This window comes from Afipia sp. GW823-FHT06G09 (assembly GCF_058794875.1).
Map to the genome: position 1 here is coordinate 632,551 of NZ_JBXAHF010000001.1, position 18,183 is coordinate 650,733.

Annotated in this window: 13 protein-coding genes and 1 riboswitch; of the genes, 10 read left to right on the forward strand and 3 right to left on the reverse strand. The window is 62.4% G+C overall.

The window, feature by feature from the left end; genetic code table 11:
• The first annotated feature begins 25 nt into the window (after positions 1–25).
• From AC1Q67_RS03225 to AC1Q67_RS03240, 4 genes are all read left to right on the forward strand, one after another.
• On the forward strand, positions 26–1,201 hold the full coding sequence (locus tag AC1Q67_RS03225) for an HlyD family secretion protein (RefSeq protein ID WP_492235231.1): 1,176 nt from the start codon (positions 26–28) through the stop codon (positions 1,199–1,201).
• Positions 1,188–2,771 (forward strand): MFS transporter, encoded by a 1,584-nt coding sequence (locus AC1Q67_RS03230; RefSeq protein WP_492235230.1) that lies wholly within the window; start codon positions 1,188–1,190, stop codon positions 2,769–2,771. Before AC1Q67_RS03225 ends, AC1Q67_RS03230 begins: the two co-directional genes overlap by 14 nt.
• 528 nt (positions 2,772–3,299) lie before the next feature.
• Positions 3,300–4,514, forward strand: coding sequence for an NADP-dependent isocitrate dehydrogenase (locus tag AC1Q67_RS03235; protein ID WP_024574832.1), 1,215 nt, complete (start codon positions 3,300–3,302; stop codon positions 4,512–4,514).
• Between the two features lie 94 nt (positions 4,515–4,608).
• The gene (locus AC1Q67_RS03240; RefSeq protein ID WP_492235229.1) at positions 4,609–5,046 is read left to right on the forward strand and encodes an acyl-CoA thioesterase; all 438 of its coding nucleotides are present in this window, start codon (positions 4,609–4,611) and stop codon (positions 5,044–5,046) included.
• A gap of 17 nt (positions 5,047–5,063) precedes the next feature.
• Here the strand turns inward: AC1Q67_RS03240 and ybaL are convergent, their stop codons facing one another.
• Positions 5,064–6,782, reverse strand: coding sequence for a YbaL family putative K(+) efflux transporter (gene ybaL, locus AC1Q67_RS03245; RefSeq protein ID WP_492235228.1), 1,719 nt, complete (start codon positions 6,780–6,782; stop codon positions 5,064–5,066).
• 128 nt (positions 6,783–6,910) lie between these two features.
• Here ybaL and AC1Q67_RS03250 point away from each other — a divergent pair, with 128 nt between their 5' ends.
• Positions 6,911–7,870, forward strand: a complete 960-nt coding sequence (locus AC1Q67_RS03250) for a glycerophosphodiester phosphodiesterase family protein (RefSeq protein ID WP_492235227.1) — start codon at positions 6,911–6,913, stop codon at positions 7,868–7,870.
• On the opposite strand, the gene alaS is transcribed toward AC1Q67_RS03250, so the two are convergent.
• Positions 7,867–10,545, reverse strand: a complete 2,679-nt coding sequence (alaS, locus tag AC1Q67_RS03255; RefSeq protein ID WP_492235226.1) for an alanine--tRNA ligase — start codon at positions 10,543–10,545, stop codon at positions 7,867–7,869. The two genes, AC1Q67_RS03250 and alaS, sit on opposite strands and share 4 nt — an antisense overlap.
• 312 nt (positions 10,546–10,857) lie before the next feature.
• Positions 10,858–10,947, forward strand: a riboswitch (glycine riboswitch).
• Positions 10,948–11,081: 134 nt separating this feature from the next.
• On the opposite strand from alaS, the gene gcvT reads away from it, so the two are divergent.
• Genes gcvT through gcvP form a run of 3 tightly spaced genes read left to right on the forward strand, consistent with a single transcriptional unit; the run spans position 11,082 to position 15,521 of the window.
• Positions 11,082–12,245 carry a glycine cleavage system aminomethyltransferase GcvT gene (gene gcvT / locus AC1Q67_RS03260; RefSeq protein ID WP_492235225.1) on the forward strand — a complete coding sequence of 388 codons (1,164 nt, stop codon included), beginning with the start codon at positions 11,082–11,084 and terminating at the stop codon, positions 12,243–12,245.
• A gap of 22 nt (positions 12,246–12,267) precedes the next feature.
• Complete coding sequence (gene gcvH, locus AC1Q67_RS03265) at positions 12,268–12,633, forward strand: glycine cleavage system protein GcvH (protein ID WP_024574826.1); 366 nt, start codon at positions 12,268–12,270, stop codon at positions 12,631–12,633.
• 23 nt (positions 12,634–12,656) lie between these two features.
• Entirely contained in the window at positions 12,657–15,521 is a 2,865-nt protein-coding gene (gcvP, locus tag AC1Q67_RS03270) for an aminomethyl-transferring glycine dehydrogenase (RefSeq protein ID WP_492235224.1), read from the forward strand.
• A gap of 378 nt (positions 15,522–15,899) precedes the next feature.
• Here the strand turns inward: gcvP and recA are convergent, their stop codons facing one another.
• Positions 15,900–16,988, reverse strand: a complete 1,089-nt coding sequence (recA, locus tag AC1Q67_RS03275) for a recombinase RecA (RefSeq protein WP_024574824.1) — start codon at positions 16,986–16,988, stop codon at positions 15,900–15,902.
• A gap of 207 nt (positions 16,989–17,195) precedes the next feature.
• Between recA and AC1Q67_RS03280 the strand changes: the two genes are divergently transcribed.
• Together AC1Q67_RS03280 and AC1Q67_RS03285 are read left to right on the forward strand one after the other, a co-directional pair.
• Positions 17,196–17,423 carry a hypothetical protein gene (locus tag AC1Q67_RS03280; RefSeq protein WP_024577098.1) on the forward strand — a complete coding sequence of 76 codons (228 nt, stop codon included), beginning with the start codon at positions 17,196–17,198 and terminating at the stop codon, positions 17,421–17,423.
• 176 nt (positions 17,424–17,599) lie between these two features.
• Positions 17,600–17,827 carry a hypothetical protein gene (locus AC1Q67_RS03285; protein WP_492235223.1) on the forward strand — a complete coding sequence of 76 codons (228 nt, stop codon included), beginning with the start codon at positions 17,600–17,602 and terminating at the stop codon, positions 17,825–17,827.
• Positions 17,828–18,183 lie beyond the last annotated feature (356 nt).

Genomic DNA, 18,183 nt, shown 5'->3' on the forward strand with positions numbered 1-18,183 from the left:
AGTAGCGTGATGCTGATGGTGACCCATGACTCAGACAGATAATGCCTCCGCTGGCGGCCCTGCCCCACAGCAGGCTCCGGCGACATCCAGCACGGCTCCGGAGCCGTCGCATGCAAGTGATACGGTGCGCCGGCTGGCGATTCCAGTCGCGTGCCTGATTGCGGCAGCGGTTTTCGTGGTGCTGGCGACCCTGCGCTGGGACGCGTGGATCGGCAGTGCCGTGATCCAGACCACGAACGACGCCTATGTTCGCGCCGAGACGACGCAACTCAGCAGCCGCGTCGCCGGCGAAGTGATCAAGGTCGCCGCTAGCGATTATCAGCACGTCAAGGCTGGTGATCTGCTCGTCGAGATCGATCCGGCGGACTACGAAGCGCAGGTCGCGCAGGCGGAGGCCTCGGTCGCCGGAGCGCAGGCCGCGCTCGACAACCTCGCCAATCAGGTCGAGTTGCAATACGCCACCATCGCACAATCCGAAGCGCAGCGCGCTTCCGCCGAAGCCCTTCAGATCGAGGCGCAACAGGAACTCGAACGTCAGCAATCGCTGACCCAGAGTTCATCCGGCACGCGCCAGCGGCTGGAACAGGCGACCGCTTCCCTTGCTAAGGCGGACGCCGACGTGCGGGCCAGCCGCGCTGTCATCGCCGCGCAGAAGCATCAGCTCGAAGTTCTCGCCGGAACGAAAAAGCAGCGCGCCGCCGATGTGCTCGCCGCTCAGGCCGCGCTGAAGGCCGCAAAGCTCAAGCTCGGCTACACTCGGATCGTGGCACCGTTCGACGGCGTGGTCGGGGCACGGCAGGTTCAGCCGGGCGACTACGTCAACGTCGGCAGCAACCTGTTCAACGTGGTGCCGCTGCCGAATGTCTATGTCATTGCGAACTATAAGGAGACGCAGCTGACCCGCGTAAAGCCCGGACAGCCGGTGGAGATCACCATCGATACCTTCCCGGACGAAACGCTGCGCGGGCAGGTCGCGCGCATCTCCCCGGCGAGCGGCTCGCAGTTCGCGTTGCTGCCCCCCGACAACGCTACGGGGAATTTCACCAAGGTGGTGCAACGAATTCCCGTCCGGATCGAGTTCGACAAGGGCCAGCCCCTGCTCGACCGTCTGCTGCCGGGCATGTCGGCCGTGACGCGGATCAACACCGAAGGCACGGTTGCCCCCTCAAGCGCCGGAGCCAAAGCCGGTGTCGGACGCTAAAATCATCGCCAGCGGGCCGGTCTCCACCGGCCAGCCCGTTCACTATCCGCTGCTTGCCGTGATCGCCGTGCTGCTCGGCTCGTCGATGGCGAACATCGACAGCCGGATGTTTTCGATTGGCCTGCCCGATCTCAAGGGCGCCTTTTCGCTCAGCTACGACGAAGGGGCCTGGCTGAGCACGGCCTCGACCGCGTCGCAGATTTTCATCGCGCCCGCGGTGGCCTGGCTCGCCACCGTTTTCGGACTGCGCCGCATCCTCGGCACGCCCAGCCTCGTGTTCGCGGTGATCTCGTTGGCTCTTCCATTTGTCCGCGATTACCACACACTTCTGGCACTCACGATCCTTCATGGCCTACTGATCGGAACCTTCGTGCCGGCCACGCTGATGATCATTTTCCGCAACCTGCCGATGCAGTGGTGGCTTGTGGCGATCGGGATTTACGCATTGCGGGTCGGCTTTGCGCTCAACTTCGGTCCGGCACTGGTCGGCCTCTATGTCGAACATCTCGGCTGGCAGTGGCTTTACTGGCAGGATGCGATCATCGCCGTGCTGATGGCGATCCTGGTTTACTTCGGCGCCGCCCGCGATCCGGTCAACCGGACGCTGCTGGAAACCGCGGACTGGGGCGGCATGCTGTTGCTGGGGACCGGCATCGCCATGGTCTATGCCGGCCTCGATCAAGGGAACCGGCTGGATTGGCTCAACTCCGGAACCGTTGTCGCAATGCTCGGCTGCGGCGCGTTTTTGCTGGTGGCGTTTTTCATCAACGAGGCCGTGGTGAAGGAGCCGTGGGCGCACGCCAATGTGCTGTTCTCGCGCAATATCGGCTTCGCGCTGGTCGTCATCCTGCTCTACACCCTGACCAGTCTCTCCAATTCATCGCTGGTGCCGAATTTCCTCTCCGCCGTTGCGCAGCTCCGGCCGGAACAGACGGGGCGGCTGCTTTTGATCTATGGCGTTCTGCCCTTTGCCGTGCTGTTTCCCCTCTCGGTCTGGCTGCTGCGGCGATATGACGTGAGAATCGTCCTGATCATCGGCCTGATCACGTTCGGGATCGCCGCATTGCTCGGAACGCAAATCACCAATACTTGGCGGCTGGCCGACTTCATCCCGATTGTGTTGCTGCAATCGGTCGGCCAGGCATTCACGCTGTTTCCGATCATTATCATCGCGCTGTCCAACTCCGATCCGACCCGGGCGACGGCGTTTGCGGCCTATATCCAGATCATGCGCCTCGGCGGCGCAGAGATCGGCATTGCGCTGATGAGCACCTGGCTGCGGGTGCGCGAACAGACCCACTCCAACCTGATCGGTCAGCACATCACCCACGCGACTGATCAGGTGGAGCAGTTTATTGCCCGCATGTCGGGTTATTTCGCCGGCCATGGCACAGCGACGGCCCCCGCGCGCAGCGTCGGAACACTGGCCGGTATCGTCCAGCGGGAGGCCAACGTGCTGGCCTACGTCGACGGTTTCTGGCTGACGTCCTGCTTCGCGATCGCAGGGCTGCTTGTCACCGCCCTGATTACCAAATCCCCGCCGGGGCCGTTTACGCCAAAAGCACGATAGCGCCGCTCCGGCTGCGGTCATGGCATTTCGAATCAGGATCGAGAGGGCCTTGAATCAGGTTCTGATGATCCGGATTCAACTTGTGAAGGTTTTGAATCAGCTTCTGAAGGTTTTGATTCAAGCCGTGAAGGAATTGATTCAAGAACCGAACAGGCCGATTCAGCCCCGGCCATAACTTCCGAAATTATCCTTATAAATCAATGGGGTTACCGAATGGTTTGAATCTCGCGCGAAACGCGAGGTTCGCTTCCTGTCGCACCGCGGCTCTCCAAAACCACGCCTCGGGGAAGTGCGCACGGGTTCTGCCACGGCACGGTTTCCGCACACAGCGGCAAAGCGCGGATCGCTTCACGTTCATCGGCTGAAACAGGGTCCGGATTTGCCCGCCGGAACGCCACACCCGCCCGGCATGCCAGAAAGTCTCAGGTGCGTTGCCTTCCAGCCCGCCAAGGCGGGTGCTATAGCCTCGCTACGGAACCGTTGCGGTTCTCTCGCCCTCTCCGCCCCCAATCTAAGGCCCGATTCCCCATGGCAAAAATCAAGGTGACCAACCCCGTCGTCGAACTCGATGGCGACGAGATGACCCGGATCATCTGGCAGTACATCAAGGACAAGCTCATCCACCCGTTCCTCGATGTGAACCTCGAATACTACGACCTTGGGATGGAATACCGCGACAAGACCAACGATCAGGTCACCATCGATGCGGCCAATGCGATCAAGAAGCATGGCGTCGGCGTGAAATGCGCCACCATCACCCCGGACGAAGCCCGCGTGAAGGAATTCGGCCTCAAGGAAATGTGGAAGTCGCCGAACGGCACCATCCGCAACATCCTCGGCGGCGTCGTGTTCCGTGAGCCGATCATCTGCAAGAACGTTCCCCGCCTGGTTCCAGGCTGGACCAAGCCGATCATCATCGGCCGCCATGCTTTCGGCGACCAGTACCGCGCCACCGACTTCAAGTTCCCGACCGCTGGCACGATCAGTCTCAAGTTCGTCGGCGACGACGGCAAGGTGATCGAGCGCGAGGTGTTCAAGGCTCCGGGCCCCGGTGTGACCCTCGGCATGTTCAACCTGGACGAGTCCATCCGCGACTTCGCCCGCTCCTCGTTCAACCTCGGTCTGGCGCGCGGCTATCCGGTCTACCTTTCGACCAAGAACACGATCCTCAAGCAGTACGACGGCCGCTTCAAGGATATCTTCCAGGAGGTGTTCGACGCCGAGTTCAAGAAGGATTTCGACGCCAAGGGCCTGACCTACGAGCACCGTCTGATCGATGACATGGTCGCGGCCGCGCTCAAATGGTCGGGCGGCTATGTCTGGGCGTGCAAGAACTACGACGGCGACGTGCAGTCCGATACCGTGGCGCAGGGCTACGGCTCGCTGGGCCTCATGACCTCCGTACTGCTGACGCCGGACGGCAAGACCATGGAAGCGGAAGCCGCCCACGGCACCGTGACCCGCCACTTCCGCGAGCACCAGAAGGGCAAGGAAACCTCGACCAACTCGATCGCGTCGATCTTCGCCTGGACCCGCGGCCTCAGCCACCGCGCCAAGCTCGACAACAACGAGGAACTGGCGAAGTTCGCCAAGACGCTGGAAGAGGTCTGCGTCGCCACCGTCGAATCCGGTTTCATGACCAAGGATCTCGCGCTGCTGGTCGGCGCCGACCAGAAGTGGCTCTCGACCACCGGCTTCCTCGACAAGGTCGCGGAGAACCTCACCAAGGCGATGGCTGCCTGAGGCAACGCACGACGCCTGATCCGTCGCTCTTCAACGGCGCAGACAGTGTCTGCGCCGTTTGCTTGTGGACTTCGAAAAGAACGGAATGCCGAACATGACCCGAGACCAGTTCAGCTTCTTCCAGCCGTTCCGGGTCCGTTACTCGGAAATCGACGGTCAGGGCGTGGTGTTTAACGCGCACTACCTGACCTTCTACGACACGGCGATCACCGAATATTTCCGCGCGCTGGGCTACGACCAGTACGCCGACGCCAAAAAGACCGGCATGGACTTCCATGTGGTCAAGTCGGTGGTGGAATATAAAGCACCGATCCGTTTCGACGCGGAGATCGAAGTCGGTGCGCGCGTCGCACGGATCGGCAGCTCCAGCATGGCGTTTGAGCTGGCGATCTTCCTGAAGGACAGCGCGGATCTAATGGCCACCGGTGAAATCGTCTGGGTGAACACCGATCAATCGACGCATCGCCCCGCCCCGATCACTCCGGAGATCCGCAACCTGATCGCAACACGCGAAAAGCATCTCGCATCCTGACCCGTAGCGGCCAGCGCTCAGATGCTGGCGAGACCGATCTGCGCGATCATCGCCTTGGCGATTTCCATCTCGCCCATGATCACGAAATTCGCGCCATGATGCTTGAGGTGCGCGATTTCCTCTTCCGAATGCGCCCGCGCAATGATCGGCAGTGTCGCGCTGATCGCGCGGGCTTTCGCGACGATCTGCCCGCCCTCGAACGCATCGGGTATCGCGACAATGAGCCCGCGCGCGGCCTCGAGGTTTGCCGCAACCAGCATTCCCGGCGCGGCCGCGTTGCCCGTGATCTTCTCGATTCCCGCCTGAGTGAGCTTTTCGAGGCATCCCGGATTATCTTCGATGACCAGAAGCGGCACGCCTCCCTGCTTTAACGATGCCCCGACAACACTCCCGACGCGCCCGTAACCCACCAGCACGACATGACCGGTGAGAGCGGTGACAGGCAACTCGACTCGGGCCGGCTTCTTTCTTGCCGCCTCCGCGGCCACCTCTGCAGCGGAGTCCTCCGCTGACGAGGCTGCTGCCGCGGCTTCCTCGGCTGCCTGTTTTTTCGCCTCATAGCGATCCAGCAACGCAAAGAACAGCGGGTTCAGCATGATCGAGATGATTGCTCCTGCAAGAACAAGATCACGGCCACGGTCCGGCAGCAGCGCTAGGCTGACGCCGAGACTGACGAGAATGAAGGAGAATTCGCCGATCTGGGCGAGACTTGCAGAGATCGTCAGCGCGGTGGATGTCGGATGCCCGAACATGCGCACGATGCCGAACGCCGCGACAGATTTTCCGAAGATGATGATGAAGACGGTCACCAGCAGCGGCAGCGGCTCGCGGACGATGATCGCCGGATCGACCAGCATGCCGACGGACACGAAGAACAGCACGGCAAACGCATCGCGCAGCGGCAGGGTTTCGTTCGCGGCGCGCTGGCTGAGTTCGGATTCGCTCAGGATCATGCCGGCGAAGAACGCGCCGAGCGCGAAGGACACATCGAACAGGATCGCCGCGCCGAACGCGACGCCGAGCGAGATCGCGAACACCGCGAGGCGAAACAGTTCGCGGGAGCCGGTATGCGCGACATAGTGCAAAACCCACGGGATCACACGGCGGCCCACCACCAGCATGAAGATGACGAAGGCCGCGACCTTGCCGAGGGTGACAAAAACCGGCTGCGCCATCGCATAGGCGCTGAGACCATTGGCACCCTCGCCTTTCAGCACGCCGGCAAGTGCGGGCAACAGCACCAGCGTCAGCACCATCGCGAGGTCTTCGACGATGAGCCAGCCGACCGCGATTCGTCCGCGCTCGGTATCGACCAGCCGCCGCTCCTGTAAAGCGCGCAACAGCACGACCGTACTGGCGACCGACAGCGCGAGACCGAACACCAGCCCGCCGCCAATGGGCCAGCCGAGCGCCCAACCGAGGCTCATGCCGAGCAGTGTCGCGACCGCGATCTGCACCACCGCACCGGGGACCGCGATGGCGCGCACCGACAGCAGATCTTTCAGCGAGAAATGCAGGCCGACGCCGAACATCAGCAGAATGATGCCGATTTCGGCAAGCTCATTGGCGATATTCTGATCCGCCACATAACCAGGCGTGAAAGGGCCCATCACCACGCCCGCAAGGAGATACCCCACAAGGGGTGAAGCGCGAAACCGCTGAGCGATAGCTCCGAGAACAAATGCCAGCACGAGGCCGACGACGACCGTCGAAATCAAAGGAGTATTGTGATGCATGCCGCATTTTGCCGCATGAGGTAGATTGATGCCAGTGCATCTTTCGCTACCCATCGCCGCAGCAACTGTCGCGCCCTTGTTTTGTCGTGTTTGGCAGCAGAGTGAAACGTTCCTTTCAGGAATACCCCATGCGCCGCCGCGTTGTTCTTGCCGTTCTTCTTTTCATCGCCACCGTCTACCTTCTCAACGCAAGCTGGCTCGCATTCGCGCCAACGGGCAAGCCGTTTCTGCTGGCGCATCGCGGCGTGCACCAGACCTATCCCGCCTACGCTCAGACTGCCGATGACTGCACCGCGACGATGATCCACCCGCCTACGCACGATTTTATCGAGAACACCCTGCCCTCGATGAAAGCTGCCTTCGACGCAGGAGCGGATATCGTGGAGTTCGACATTCATCCCACCACCGACGGCCACTTTGCCGTTTTTCACGACTGGACGGTCGATTGCCGCACCGAGGGCAAGGGCGTCACCCGCGAGCACACGCTTTCGGATTTGAAACGTCTCGATATCGGCTACGGCTACACGGCGGACGGCGGCAAGACGTTTCCCCTGCGCGGCACAGGCGTGGGTCTGATGCCGACCCTCGACGAGGTGCTGACTGCGTTTCCCGATCGCCGCTTCCTGATTCACATCAAGAGCAATGATCCCGCCGAAGCCGACAGGCTCACGGCCCGCCTGAAACAACTGCCGCCCGATCGCCTGAAGATGCTCATGGTGTATGGCGGCGATCGTCCGGTCACCGCGCTACGCGCGCAGTTGCCGCAGATTCCAACGATGTCGAACCGGCAGGAGATCGGGTGTCTGTGGCGCTATCTCGCCGTTGGCTGGACCGGCTACGTGCCATCGTCGTGCGCTGGCAGTTTGTTGCTGATTCCGCAGAATTACGCATGGCTGCTGTGGGGATGGCCGGATCGCTTCCTGACCCGCATGCATAGCGCTTCCGCAGTCGTGATCCTTGCAGGCCGCTATCAGAAAGGCGATTCCTCCACCGGCCTCGATACGCCGGAGGAGTTCAAGGCAGCACCGCAACGATCCGGTCTCGGCATCTGGACCAACCGGATCGAAAGCATCGCCGCGCCGCGCTAGGCACCCATCGCCGCTTCGATCGCCTTCAGCGCTGCATCGGCCTTTGCGCCATCGGGACCGCCGGCCTGCGCCATGTCGGGACGGCCGCCGCCACCCTTGCCGCCGAGGGCTTCGGACGCGACCTTCACCAGATCGACGGCGCTGAAGCGTGACGTCAGGTCGGACGTGACACCGACCACCGCGCCGGCCTTGCCGTCTTCGCCGACATTGATGATTGCGACCACGCCTGAACCGATCTGCTTTTTGCCGTCGTCGGCAAGGCTCTTGAGATCTTTCATCTCGATGCCGGAAACGCGCTTGGCCATCAGCTTCACGCCGCTGACTTCGATGAAATCATCCTCGCTGCGATGGGAGCCGGACACGCTCGTGCCGCCCATGGCGAGTTTCTTGCGCGCGTCCGACAGATCGCGCTCGAGCTTCTTGCGCTCCTCGATCAGGGCCGCCACACGCACAGGCAGATCGTCCAGCGTGGTCTTCAGTTCCGCTGCCGCTGCTTTCGCCGTGTGAATGGTTGCATTCACCGCATGACGCGCATTGTTCCCGGTCAGCGCCTCGATGCGCCGCACGCCGGAAGCCACCGCGCTCTCGCCGGTCACCGAAATCAGGCCGATATCGCCGGTGCGTTTCACGTGGGTGCCGCCGCACAGTTCGACCGACCAGCCGAGCGCATTGCTCGCCGCGCCCTCGCGGGCCGCGCTGCCCATCGACACCACGCGCACCTCGTCGCCGTACTTCTCGCCGAACAGGGCACGTGCGCCGGATTCGCGCGCGTCATCGATCGCCATCGAGCGGGTAACGACCTCGCCGTTCTCCAGCACGACATCGTTGGCGATGTCCTCGATGCGGCGCAGTTCGTCCGGCGTGATCGGCTTGTTGTGCGCGAAGTCGAAGCGCAGACGTTCCGGCGCAACGAGTGAGCCGCGCTGCGCGATGTGATCGCCCAGCACCTGCCGCAGCGCTTCGTGCAAAAGGTGCGTCGCGGAGTGATTGGCGCGGATCGCCGTGCGCCGCCTATGATCGACTTCGAGTTGCAGCGGCGTATCGAGCTTCACCGTGCCCTGCTCGACGGTGCCGAGATGCACGAAAAGATCGCCAGCCTTCTTCTGCGTGTCAGTGATGCGCACGCGTATGCCGTCGCCGGTCAGAACGCCGGTGTCGCCGACCTGACCGCCGGATTCGGCGTAGAACGGCGTCTGGTTCATGACGATGGCGACGCTGTCGCCGACCTTGGCACTGTCAATCTCCTTGCCGTCCTTCACCAGCGCAGTCACGACGCCTTCGGCGATCTCGGTGTCGTATCCGAGGAATTCGGTAGCGCCGAGTTTCTCGCGCAGCGGGAACCAGACGTTCTCGGTTGCGGTGTCGCCAGATCCGGCCCATGCCGCGCGGGCCTTGGCCTTCTGCTTCTCCATCGCGTCGGTAAACGAGGCGATGTCCACGCCGATGCCGCGGTTACGCAGCGCGTCCTGCGTCAGATCGAGCGGGAAACCATAAGTGTCGTACAGCGTGAACGCAGTCTCGCCATCGAACATATCGCCCTTCTTGAGCGACGCGCTCTTCTCGTCGAGGATTGTGAGACCGCGGTCCAGCGTCTTGCGGAAGCGGGTCTCTTCCAGCTTCAGCGTTTCCTCGATCAGGTTCTCGGCACGCACCAGTTCCGGATAGGCCTGACCCATCTCGCGCACCAGCGCCCACACGAGGCGATACATCAGCGGCTCTTTCGCCCCGAGCAACTGCCCGTGGCGCATCGCGCGGCGCATGATCCGGCGCAGCACATAGCCGCGGCCTTCATTCGACGGCAGAACGCCGTCCGCGATCAGGAACGACGAGGCGCGCAGATGGTCGGCGATCACGCGCAGCGAGGCTTTCTGTTCGCCCTGCGGATCGGCCCCGGTGAGATCGGCAATCGCGCGGATCAGCGCGACGAAAAGATCGATCTCATAATTGTCGTGCTTGCCCTGAAGCACGGCGGCGATGCGTTCCAGGCCCATGCCGGTATCGATCGACGGCTTCGGCAGCGCGACGCGATTTCCCGATGCGATCTGGTCGAACTGCATGAACACGAGATTCCAGATCTCGATGAACCGGTCGCCGTCTTCCTCGGCCGAACCCGGAGGCCCGCCCCAGATCTTGTCGCCGTGGTCATAGAAGATTTCCGAACAGGGACCGCAGGGGCCGGTGTCGCCCATCTGCCAGAAATTGTCCGATGTCGCGATTCGGATGATTTTCGATTCGGGCAGGCCCGCGATCTTTTTCCAGAGGCCGAACGCCTCGTTGTCCTCGGAATAGACCGTGACCAGCAGCTTGTCCTTCGGAAGGCCGTACTCCTTGGTGATCAAATTCCAGGCAAGCTCGATGGCGCGGTCCTTGAAATAATCGCCGAACGAGAAGTTCCCGAGCATCTCGAAGAAGGTGTGATGCCGCGCGGTGTAACCGACATTGTCGAGGTCGTTATGCTTGCCGCCGGCGCGGACGCATTTCTGCGATGAGGTCGCGCGCTGATAGGGCCGCTTCTCAAGGCCCGTGAACACGTTCTTGAACTGCACCATGCCCGCATTGGTGAACATCAATGTCGGATCGTTGCGCGGAACCAGCGGCGACGACGGCACGATCTCGTGGCCGTTTTTCGCGAAATAATTCAGATACGCTGACCTGATCTCGTTAACGCCGCTCATGCTCGTCCAATCGCGCCCAAAAAGCTCTCAAAAAGCCCTGAATGTTCTGATGCGTTTTCGGCATGCAAAACACGCTCTGTTTCGCCCGAAAACACTCGGATGTGCCGCCCGCCTTCAATGACGCGTGCAGCGCAATTTGTCCCGCCCTGTTTCTAGACGGAACGGGCTAGGAATGTCCAGAAAGTGTGCACCGGATCAGCAGCTTGCAAGCAGTCACAAGAGCGCCGCGAAGGCCGTTGATAATCTCGCAGTTGCGTTGACAGGGCCTCGAAAGGCGTGTTTCCCTGCCTAAGTAAGCTATATACTAAGCTGATAAGTCACGTCGGGAGAGACCGGCTTCATGCCGGCGCCGAAGGAGCAACCGCCCCGGAAACTCTCAGGCAAACGGACCGTGTGACTGACTGAAATCTGGAAAGAGATGCGGCCGGCAGACCGGCGCGGCATCCGCCGACGGGATAATACTCTCAGGCACAGCGACAGATGGGGCTTCGACAAGGTTTCGGGAACTGTCCCGGAATCCGTCAGGAGCCCTGAATATGCTTGCCACTGAGCGCCAACCAGACTCCCCCGAAAATGCGCTGAAGCGCGTTCCGCTGCACGACCTGCATGTGGCGCGCGGCGGCAAGATCGTGCCCTTCGCAGGCTACGAGATGCCGGTGCAGTACACCGCCGGCGTGCTGAAGGAACATCTCCACACCCGCGCCTCCGCCGGCCTGTTCGATGTCTCGCACATGGGCCAGATCGTGCTCAGGCCGAAGTCGGGCAAGGTGGAAGATGCCGCCCGCGCGCTGGAGCGGCTGGTGCCGCAGGACATTCTCGCGGTTCCGCACGGCCGCCAGCGCTATGCGCAGTTCACCAGCGATGCCGGCGGGATTCTCGACGATTTGATGGTGGCGAATTTCGGCGATCACCTGTTCCTGGTGGTCAATGCCGCCTGCAAGGCCGAGGACGAAGCGCACCTGCGCAAGCATCTCTCCCACACCTGCATCATCGAACCGCTGCCGGACCGCGCGCTGATCGCGCTGCAGGGACCGAAGGCGGTCGAGGTACTGTCGAAGCACGCGCCGAGCGTCGCCGCGATGAAGTTCATGGACGCGGGACCGCACAAGGTCCTCGGCATCGATTGCTTCGTCTCGCGCTCAGGCTACACCGGGGAAGACGGTTTCGAGATTTCGGTTCCCGCCGAGGATGCCGAGCGGCTTGCGACGGCCCTGCTCGCCGATCCCACCGTGCTGCCGATCGGGCTTGGCGCCCGCGACAGCCTGCGGCTGGAGGCAGGCCTCTGTCTTTATGGCCATGACATCGACACCACGACCACACCAGTCGAAGGCGCGCTGGAATGGTCGGTGCAGAAGAGCCGCCGCCTGGGTGGCGCACGGGCCGGCGGTTTCCCCGGCGCGGACATCATCCTGAAACAGTTCGAAACCGGCGCATCGCGCCGCCGTGTCGGCCTGCGGGCCGAGGGCCGCGCGCCGGTGCGCGAAGGCGCAGCTCTCTACGCCAGCGAAACATCATCCGACAAGATCGGCGCTGTCACATCCGGCGGCTTCGGGCCGACGCTGAACGCGCCCGTCGCGATGGGTTATCTGCCGACATCTCTTTCCAACGAAGGCACGACCGTTTTTGCCGATGTGCGCGGGCAGTGTCTGCCGCTGCGCGTATCGGCGATGCCGTTCGTGCCCAATGGCTACAAACGATAGCAATCAACAGGCTGAGGATTTCATGACCACACTGTACACGCCCGATCACGAATGGCTCCGCATCGAGGGAGATGTCGCCACCATCGGCATCACTGACTACGCTCAGACCCAGCTCGGCGACGTGGTGTTCGTCGAACTTCCGAAGGTCGGCCGCGCGCTGAAGAAGACTGAAGCCGCCGCTGTGGTCGAGAGTGTCAAGGCGGCGTCCGACGTCTACGCGCCGATTACCGGCGAAGTGATCGAGATCAACGACGCGCTGGTCGCCGATCCTGCGCTGATCAATTCCGACCCCGGCAAGGCGGCCTGGTTCTTCAAGCTGCGCATCGCCAACAAGGGCGATCTCGACGGCCTGATGGATGAAGCTGCCTACAAGGCCCACACGGCATAAGCCCACAGAGTGAGGACCTACGCATGACCGCCATCCGCCCGTCCGCCGAACCCGCCGTCGATTTCGCCCGCCGGCATATCGGTCCCTCGCCACGCGACATCAATGCGATGTTGCAGACCGTCGGCGTGGCCAGCCTGAGCGCGCTGATGGATCAGACGCTGCCTGCGTCCATCCGCCTGAAGACGGCGCTCGATCTTGGCAAGCCGCTCAGTGAAATCGACGCACTGACACACATGCGCGGCATCGCGGCGCGCAATCAGGTGTTCACCTCGCTAATCGGCCAAGGCTACTCCGGCACGATCCTCCCCGCTGTGATCCAGCGCAACATCCTCGAAAATCCCGCATGGTACACGGCCTACACGCCGTATCAGCCCGAGATCAGCCAGGGACGGCTTGAAGCGCTGTTCAACTTCCAGACCATGATCTGCGATCTCACCGGGCTCGATATCGCCAATGCGTCGCTGCTCGATGAAGGCACCGCGGCGGCGGAAGCCATGGCGCTCGCCGAGCGTTCCTCATCGGTGAAGACGAAGGCATTCTTTGTCGATCGCGAAGTGCATCCGCAGACGCTGGCCGTGCTGCGCACCCGCGCCGAGCCGCTCGGCTGGTCGCTGATCGTCGGCGATCCCGCGAACGATCTCGGCAAGGCCGACGTGTTCGGCGCGCTGTTCCAGTATCCCGGCACGCATGGCGGGCTGAATGATCCGCGCGCACCCATCACGGCGCTGAAGGCGAAAGGCGGCATCGCTGTTGTCGCTGCCGATCCGCTGGCGCTCACGCTCCTCGCTTCACCCGGCGATCTCGGCGCGGATATTGCGGTTGGCTCGACGCAGCGCTTCGGCGTACCGATGGGCTACGGCGGACCGCATGCCGCCTACATGGCAGTGAAGGATGCGCTGAAGCGCTCGCTGCCCGGCCGCATCGTCGGCCTGTCGGTGGATTCGCGCGGCGCGCCGGCCTATCGCCTCGCGCTGCAGACCCGCGAACAGCACATCCGCCGCGAGAAGGCGACCTCGAACATCTGCACCGCGCAGGTGCTGCTCGCCGTGATCGCGTCGATGTACGCGGTCTATCACGGCCCCGAAGGCTTGAGCCATATCGCACGGACCGTGCACCGGCGCACCGCCGTACTGGCGGCCGGACTGAAAAAGCTCGGCTTCGCGCCGTTGAACGACGCCTATTTCGATACGGTCACGGTCGCCGTGAACGGCCAGCGGCAGGGGATCATCTCCCACGCTGCCCATGAGCAGATCAATCTGCGGCTCAATGAGACCACCGTCAGCATCGCGCTGGACGAGACCACGACGCCTGCGATTGTCGAAAGCGTGTGGCGCACCTTCGGCGGCAATCTGGTTTACGCTGACGTGGAGAAGGAGGCACGCGACGCGCTGCCGTCCAGCCTCGCACGCACCAGCAAATTCATGACCCATCCGGTGTTTCACGAGCACCGCTCGGAGACCGAACTCCTGCGCTACATGCGCAAGCTGTCCGACCGCGATCTTGCGCTCGACCGCGCCATGATCCCGCTCGGCTCCTGCACCATGAAGCTGAACGCCACCACCGAGATGATCCCGGTGACCTGGCCGGAATTCGGCGCGCTCCATCCGTTTGCGCCAGAAGAACAGGCCGGCGGCTATCACGCCATGTTCACCAGACTGGAAAAATGGCTGGCCGACATCACCGGCTATGACGCGGTATCGCTGCAGCCGAACTCCGGTGCGCAGGGCGAATATGCCGGCCTGCTCGCGATCCGCGCCTATCATCGCTCGCGCGGCGAGGCGCATCGCAAGGTGTGTCTGATCCCCTCCTCCGCCCATGGCACCAATCCGGCCTCCGCCAGCATGGTCGGCATGGACGTTGTCGTGGTCGCCTGCGATGCGCGGGGCGACGTCGATGTCGAGGACCTGCGCAAGAAGGCGGCGCAGCACGCGAACGATCTCGCGGCGGTGATGATCACCTATCCCTCGACCCACGGCGTGTTCGAGGAGCACATTCGCGAGATATGCGACATCGTCCACGGCCACGGCGGACAGGTCTATCTCGACGGCGCGAACCTCAATGCGCAGGTCGGCCTCGCCCGCCCCGGCGACTACGGCGCGGACGTCAGCCATCTCAACCTGCACAAGACCTTCTGCATTCCGCACGGCGGCGGCGGTCCCGGCATGGGCCCGATTGGCGTGAAGAAACACCTCGCGCCGTTCCTTCCGGCGAACATCACAAACGGTGATGACGCCGCGGTCGGCCCGGTGTCGGCGGCGCCCTACGGGTCCGCATCGATCCTCGTCATCTCCTACATCTACATCCTGATGATGGGCGGCGAAGGCCTCACGCGCGCCACGGAAGTCGCGATCCTGAACGCCAACTACATCGCCAAACGGCTCGATCCGCATTTCCCGGTGCTCTACCGCAACCACAACGGCCGCGTGGCGCATGAATGCATCGTCGATCCGCGCGGGCTCAAGGCGGGATCTGGCGTGACGGTGGACGACATCGCCAAGCGGCTGATCGATTACGGCTTCCATGCCCCGACCATGAGCTTCCCGGTGCCGGGCACGCTGATGATCGAACCGACGGAATCCGAATCGAAGGCGGAACTGGACCGCTTCTGCGACGCCATGATCGCGATCCGCCGCGAGATCGCCGACGTCGAGGCCGGACGATGGCCCATTGAAGCTTCGCCGCTGCGCCATGCGCCGCACACCGTGCACGACATCGCCGAGGATCATTGGCAGCGGCCATATACGCGCGCGGAAGGCTGCTTCCCGGCCGGCACCTCGCGCAGCGACAAGTACTGGTCGCCGGTGGGCCGTGTCGACAACGTCCATGGCGACCGCAATCTGGTCTGCTCATGCCCGCCGGTCGCCGACTACGCGCAGGCGGCGGAGTAAGCGCACGCTCGAATTCCAAACCGGTCATCCCCGCGAAAGCGGGGATCCACCTTCCTCTTCTCATCTGAAGAGAACGACGCATCTGCCCCACATCCCACGGCATCGATAGCTTAGGAAGTATGGGTCCCCGCTTTCGCGGGGACGACGCGGAGAGAGAACAGCCGCGCTCGTCGCTCAAAAACAAATCGGGCGCTGGGGATGTCGGCAACTCAACATCCACAACGCCCGTTTGCTTCCGAAGGTGCGATGGATGCCCGAAAAGGATTCCCGTCTTTTCGGATCGCACCGGCCGGGCCGTGAAGCCCGGTCGAAAATGAACTCTTTTTAGTTGTCGCGTTTTCTTAACGCGAACCGGTTCCCACTTCGCTTGAAAACGCTTTAGTCGTCCTGCGGCTCCTCGCCATCGGCATCGCGCTCCGGCGAGCCTGCCAGAATCTGCTCGGCGATCAGGCCGGAATTCTGCCGGATCGAGGCTTCGATCTTGGCGGTGATCTCGGGATTGGCCTTCAGGAAGGCCTTGGAATTCTCGCGGCCCTGCCCGAGGCGCTGGCTGTCATAGGAGAACCAGGCGCCGGACTTTTCGACGATGCCGGCCTTGACGCCGAGATCGAGGATTTCGCCCATCTTGGAGACGCCCTCGCCGTACATGATGTCGAATTCGACCTGCTTGAACGGCGGCGCCAGCTTGTTCTTCACCACCTTGACCCGGGTCGAATTGCCGACGACTTCGTCGCGTTCCTTGATCTGGCCGATGCGGCGGATATCGAGGCGCACGGAGGCGTAGAACTTCAGCGCATTGCCGCCGGTGGTGGTTTCCGGCGAGCCGTACATCACACCGATCTTCATGCGGATCTGGTTGATGAAGATCACCATGGTGTGGGACTTGTTGATCGAGGCGGTCAGCTTGCGCAACGCCTGCGACATCAATCGCGCCTGCAGGCCGGGCAGCGCATCGCCCATTTCGCCTTCGAGTTCGGCGCGCGGCACCAGCGCCGCCACCGAGTCCACGATCAGCACGTCGACCGCGCCGGAGCGCACCAGCGTGTCGGCGATTTCCAGCGCCTGCTCGCCATGGTCCGGCTGCGAGATCAGAAGTTCATCGACATTGACGCCGAGCTTGCGGGCATAGACCGGATCGAGCGCGTGTTCGGCGTCGATGAAGGCGCAGATGCCGCCTTTCTTCTGGGCCTCGGCCACGCAATGCAGCGCCAGCGTGGTCTTGCCGGAGGATTCCGGCCCGTAGATCTCGACCACTCGTCCCTTGGGCAGACCGCCGACGCCGAGCGCGATGTCCAGCCCCAGCGAGCCCGAGGAAATCACCTCGATGTCCATCGACCGGTCGTTCTTGCCGAGCTTCATCACGGAGCCCTTGCCGAACTGGCGCTCGATCTGGGAGAGCGCGGCCGACAGGGCCTTGGTCTTGTCCATGGACGATCCTTCAACGATACGCAGGGCGGCGGGGGCCATCTGTGATGCTCCTTATGTATGGGATTCGCCTGCCGGACAAACGGCTTCCCAAGGTCGGCGGACCGGAATCGGGGTGGATCCGATGAAAAGAATGTACCCTTTTTGTTCCAAGTTCGCAATATGTTCTTTTGCCAGGTCGGGTACTGGCCTGTTTTATCCCCTAGTGGCTCAATTTGATTTTAGGGGTGGCCTATTTAGATTTCGAGCATGAAAGACGAACTCGACCATCGCGTGAACATAGGTCTCTTCGCAGCCCTGATCGTGTTTGTTGTTATTTATGGTGTGCTCATCGCTCGCTATGACGGTTGGGGTCTAGCGCTTGGTTGGATCCCCGCGCTCATTGCCGCCGCCCTTACGGTCTATGCAATCTACCGGAGCGATACACTTACGCGCATCATCGACGCGCTGTTCAGCCTTCCACACGTCGGGCCCTAAGGCCGCCTCAGTGGGCGGCCAATTAGATTCCTGGAAGTCTAGGCCCTTCATCTGGTTAACCCATAGTGGCCCAACTTGATTTGAAAGGCCTGTTTCGGCTTGGCGGGGTGCGCTGCTAAGCGCCCCTCGGTCCAGCCAGACTACAGAAACCGCCTACGCCAACACATGAGGTCCGCATGAGTCTGTGGTACTTCCTGAGCGACTGGTTCGCAGCCGTCCCGACCCGCGGCGCGCTGCTCAAGCGCATGTTGATCAACGCCGCATGGGCCTTCGCCATTCTCGTCGCCATGGCGCTGTTGCAGGTGCGAGCCGAATATGCGGCCGTCGTTTTCTTCGGTGTTTTTGCTGTGAACGGCGTGATGTGCGTCGTTTACGAACGACAGCGTCATCAAACGCGCGGCTGAACGATAAAAAGTAAGGCCGCCCCAACGGCGGCCTCTTCATTTGCACAGCCTGACTTCGGGCGACCGCCGTTACTGGAGGCGGTAGCTCAGGCCCGCGCGCTGGATATGAGTATTCATATCGTAAGACGTCTTGAACGGCCTGTATTTCCAGCCAGTGAATCCAAACAGCTGTCACCGGCGGCCACAGTTAACACATTGCAGCTGCTTTGCCTTTTCGCTCCCTGATGCTCCTGCACGGAGATTTTGCAGCGGCCGGTGTTAGAGGGGAACGGATTCGGCCATTCGGGGTTGTTCAATCGTACACAGGACGATCGAAAATCCTCCCTTCATCCCGCGCCGGGTTTTGTCCCCCGCTT

Bases quoted from the DNA above. Each gene is read 5' to 3' on its own strand.
- AC1Q67_RS03235 (WP_024574832.1), top strand. From the start codon at position 3,300: ATGGCAAAAATCAAGGTGACCAACCCCGTCGTCGAACTCGATGGCGAC.
- ybaL (WP_492235228.1), bottom strand. From the start codon at position 6,782: ATGCATCACAATACTCCTTTGATTTCGACGGTCGTCGTCGGCCTCGTG.
- AC1Q67_RS03280 (WP_024577098.1), top strand. From the start codon at position 17,196: ATGAAAGACGAACTCGACCATCGCGTGAACATAGGTCTCTTCGCAGCC.
- recA (WP_024574824.1), bottom strand. From the start codon at position 16,988: ATGGCCCCCGCCGCCCTGCGTATCGTTGAAGGATCGTCCATGGACAAG.
- gcvH (WP_024574826.1), top strand. From the start codon at position 12,268: ATGACCACACTGTACACGCCCGATCACGAATGGCTCCGCATCGAGGGA.
- gcvP (WP_492235224.1), top strand. From the start codon at position 12,657: ATGACCGCCATCCGCCCGTCCGCCGAACCCGCCGTCGATTTCGCCCGC.
- AC1Q67_RS03285 (WP_492235223.1), top strand. From the start codon at position 17,600: ATGAGTCTGTGGTACTTCCTGAGCGACTGGTTCGCAGCCGTCCCGACC.
- AC1Q67_RS03240 (WP_492235229.1), top strand. From the start codon at position 4,609: ATGACCCGAGACCAGTTCAGCTTCTTCCAGCCGTTCCGGGTCCGTTAC.
- gcvT (WP_492235225.1), top strand. From the start codon at position 11,082: ATGCTTGCCACTGAGCGCCAACCAGACTCCCCCGAAAATGCGCTGAAG.
- AC1Q67_RS03250 (WP_492235227.1), top strand. From the start codon at position 6,911: ATGCGCCGCCGCGTTGTTCTTGCCGTTCTTCTTTTCATCGCCACCGTC.
- alaS (WP_492235226.1), bottom strand. From the start codon at position 10,545: ATGAGCGGCGTTAACGAGATCAGGTCAGCGTATCTGAATTATTTCGCG.
- AC1Q67_RS03225 (WP_492235231.1), top strand. From the start codon at position 26: ATGACTCAGACAGATAATGCCTCCGCTGGCGGCCCTGCCCCACAGCAG.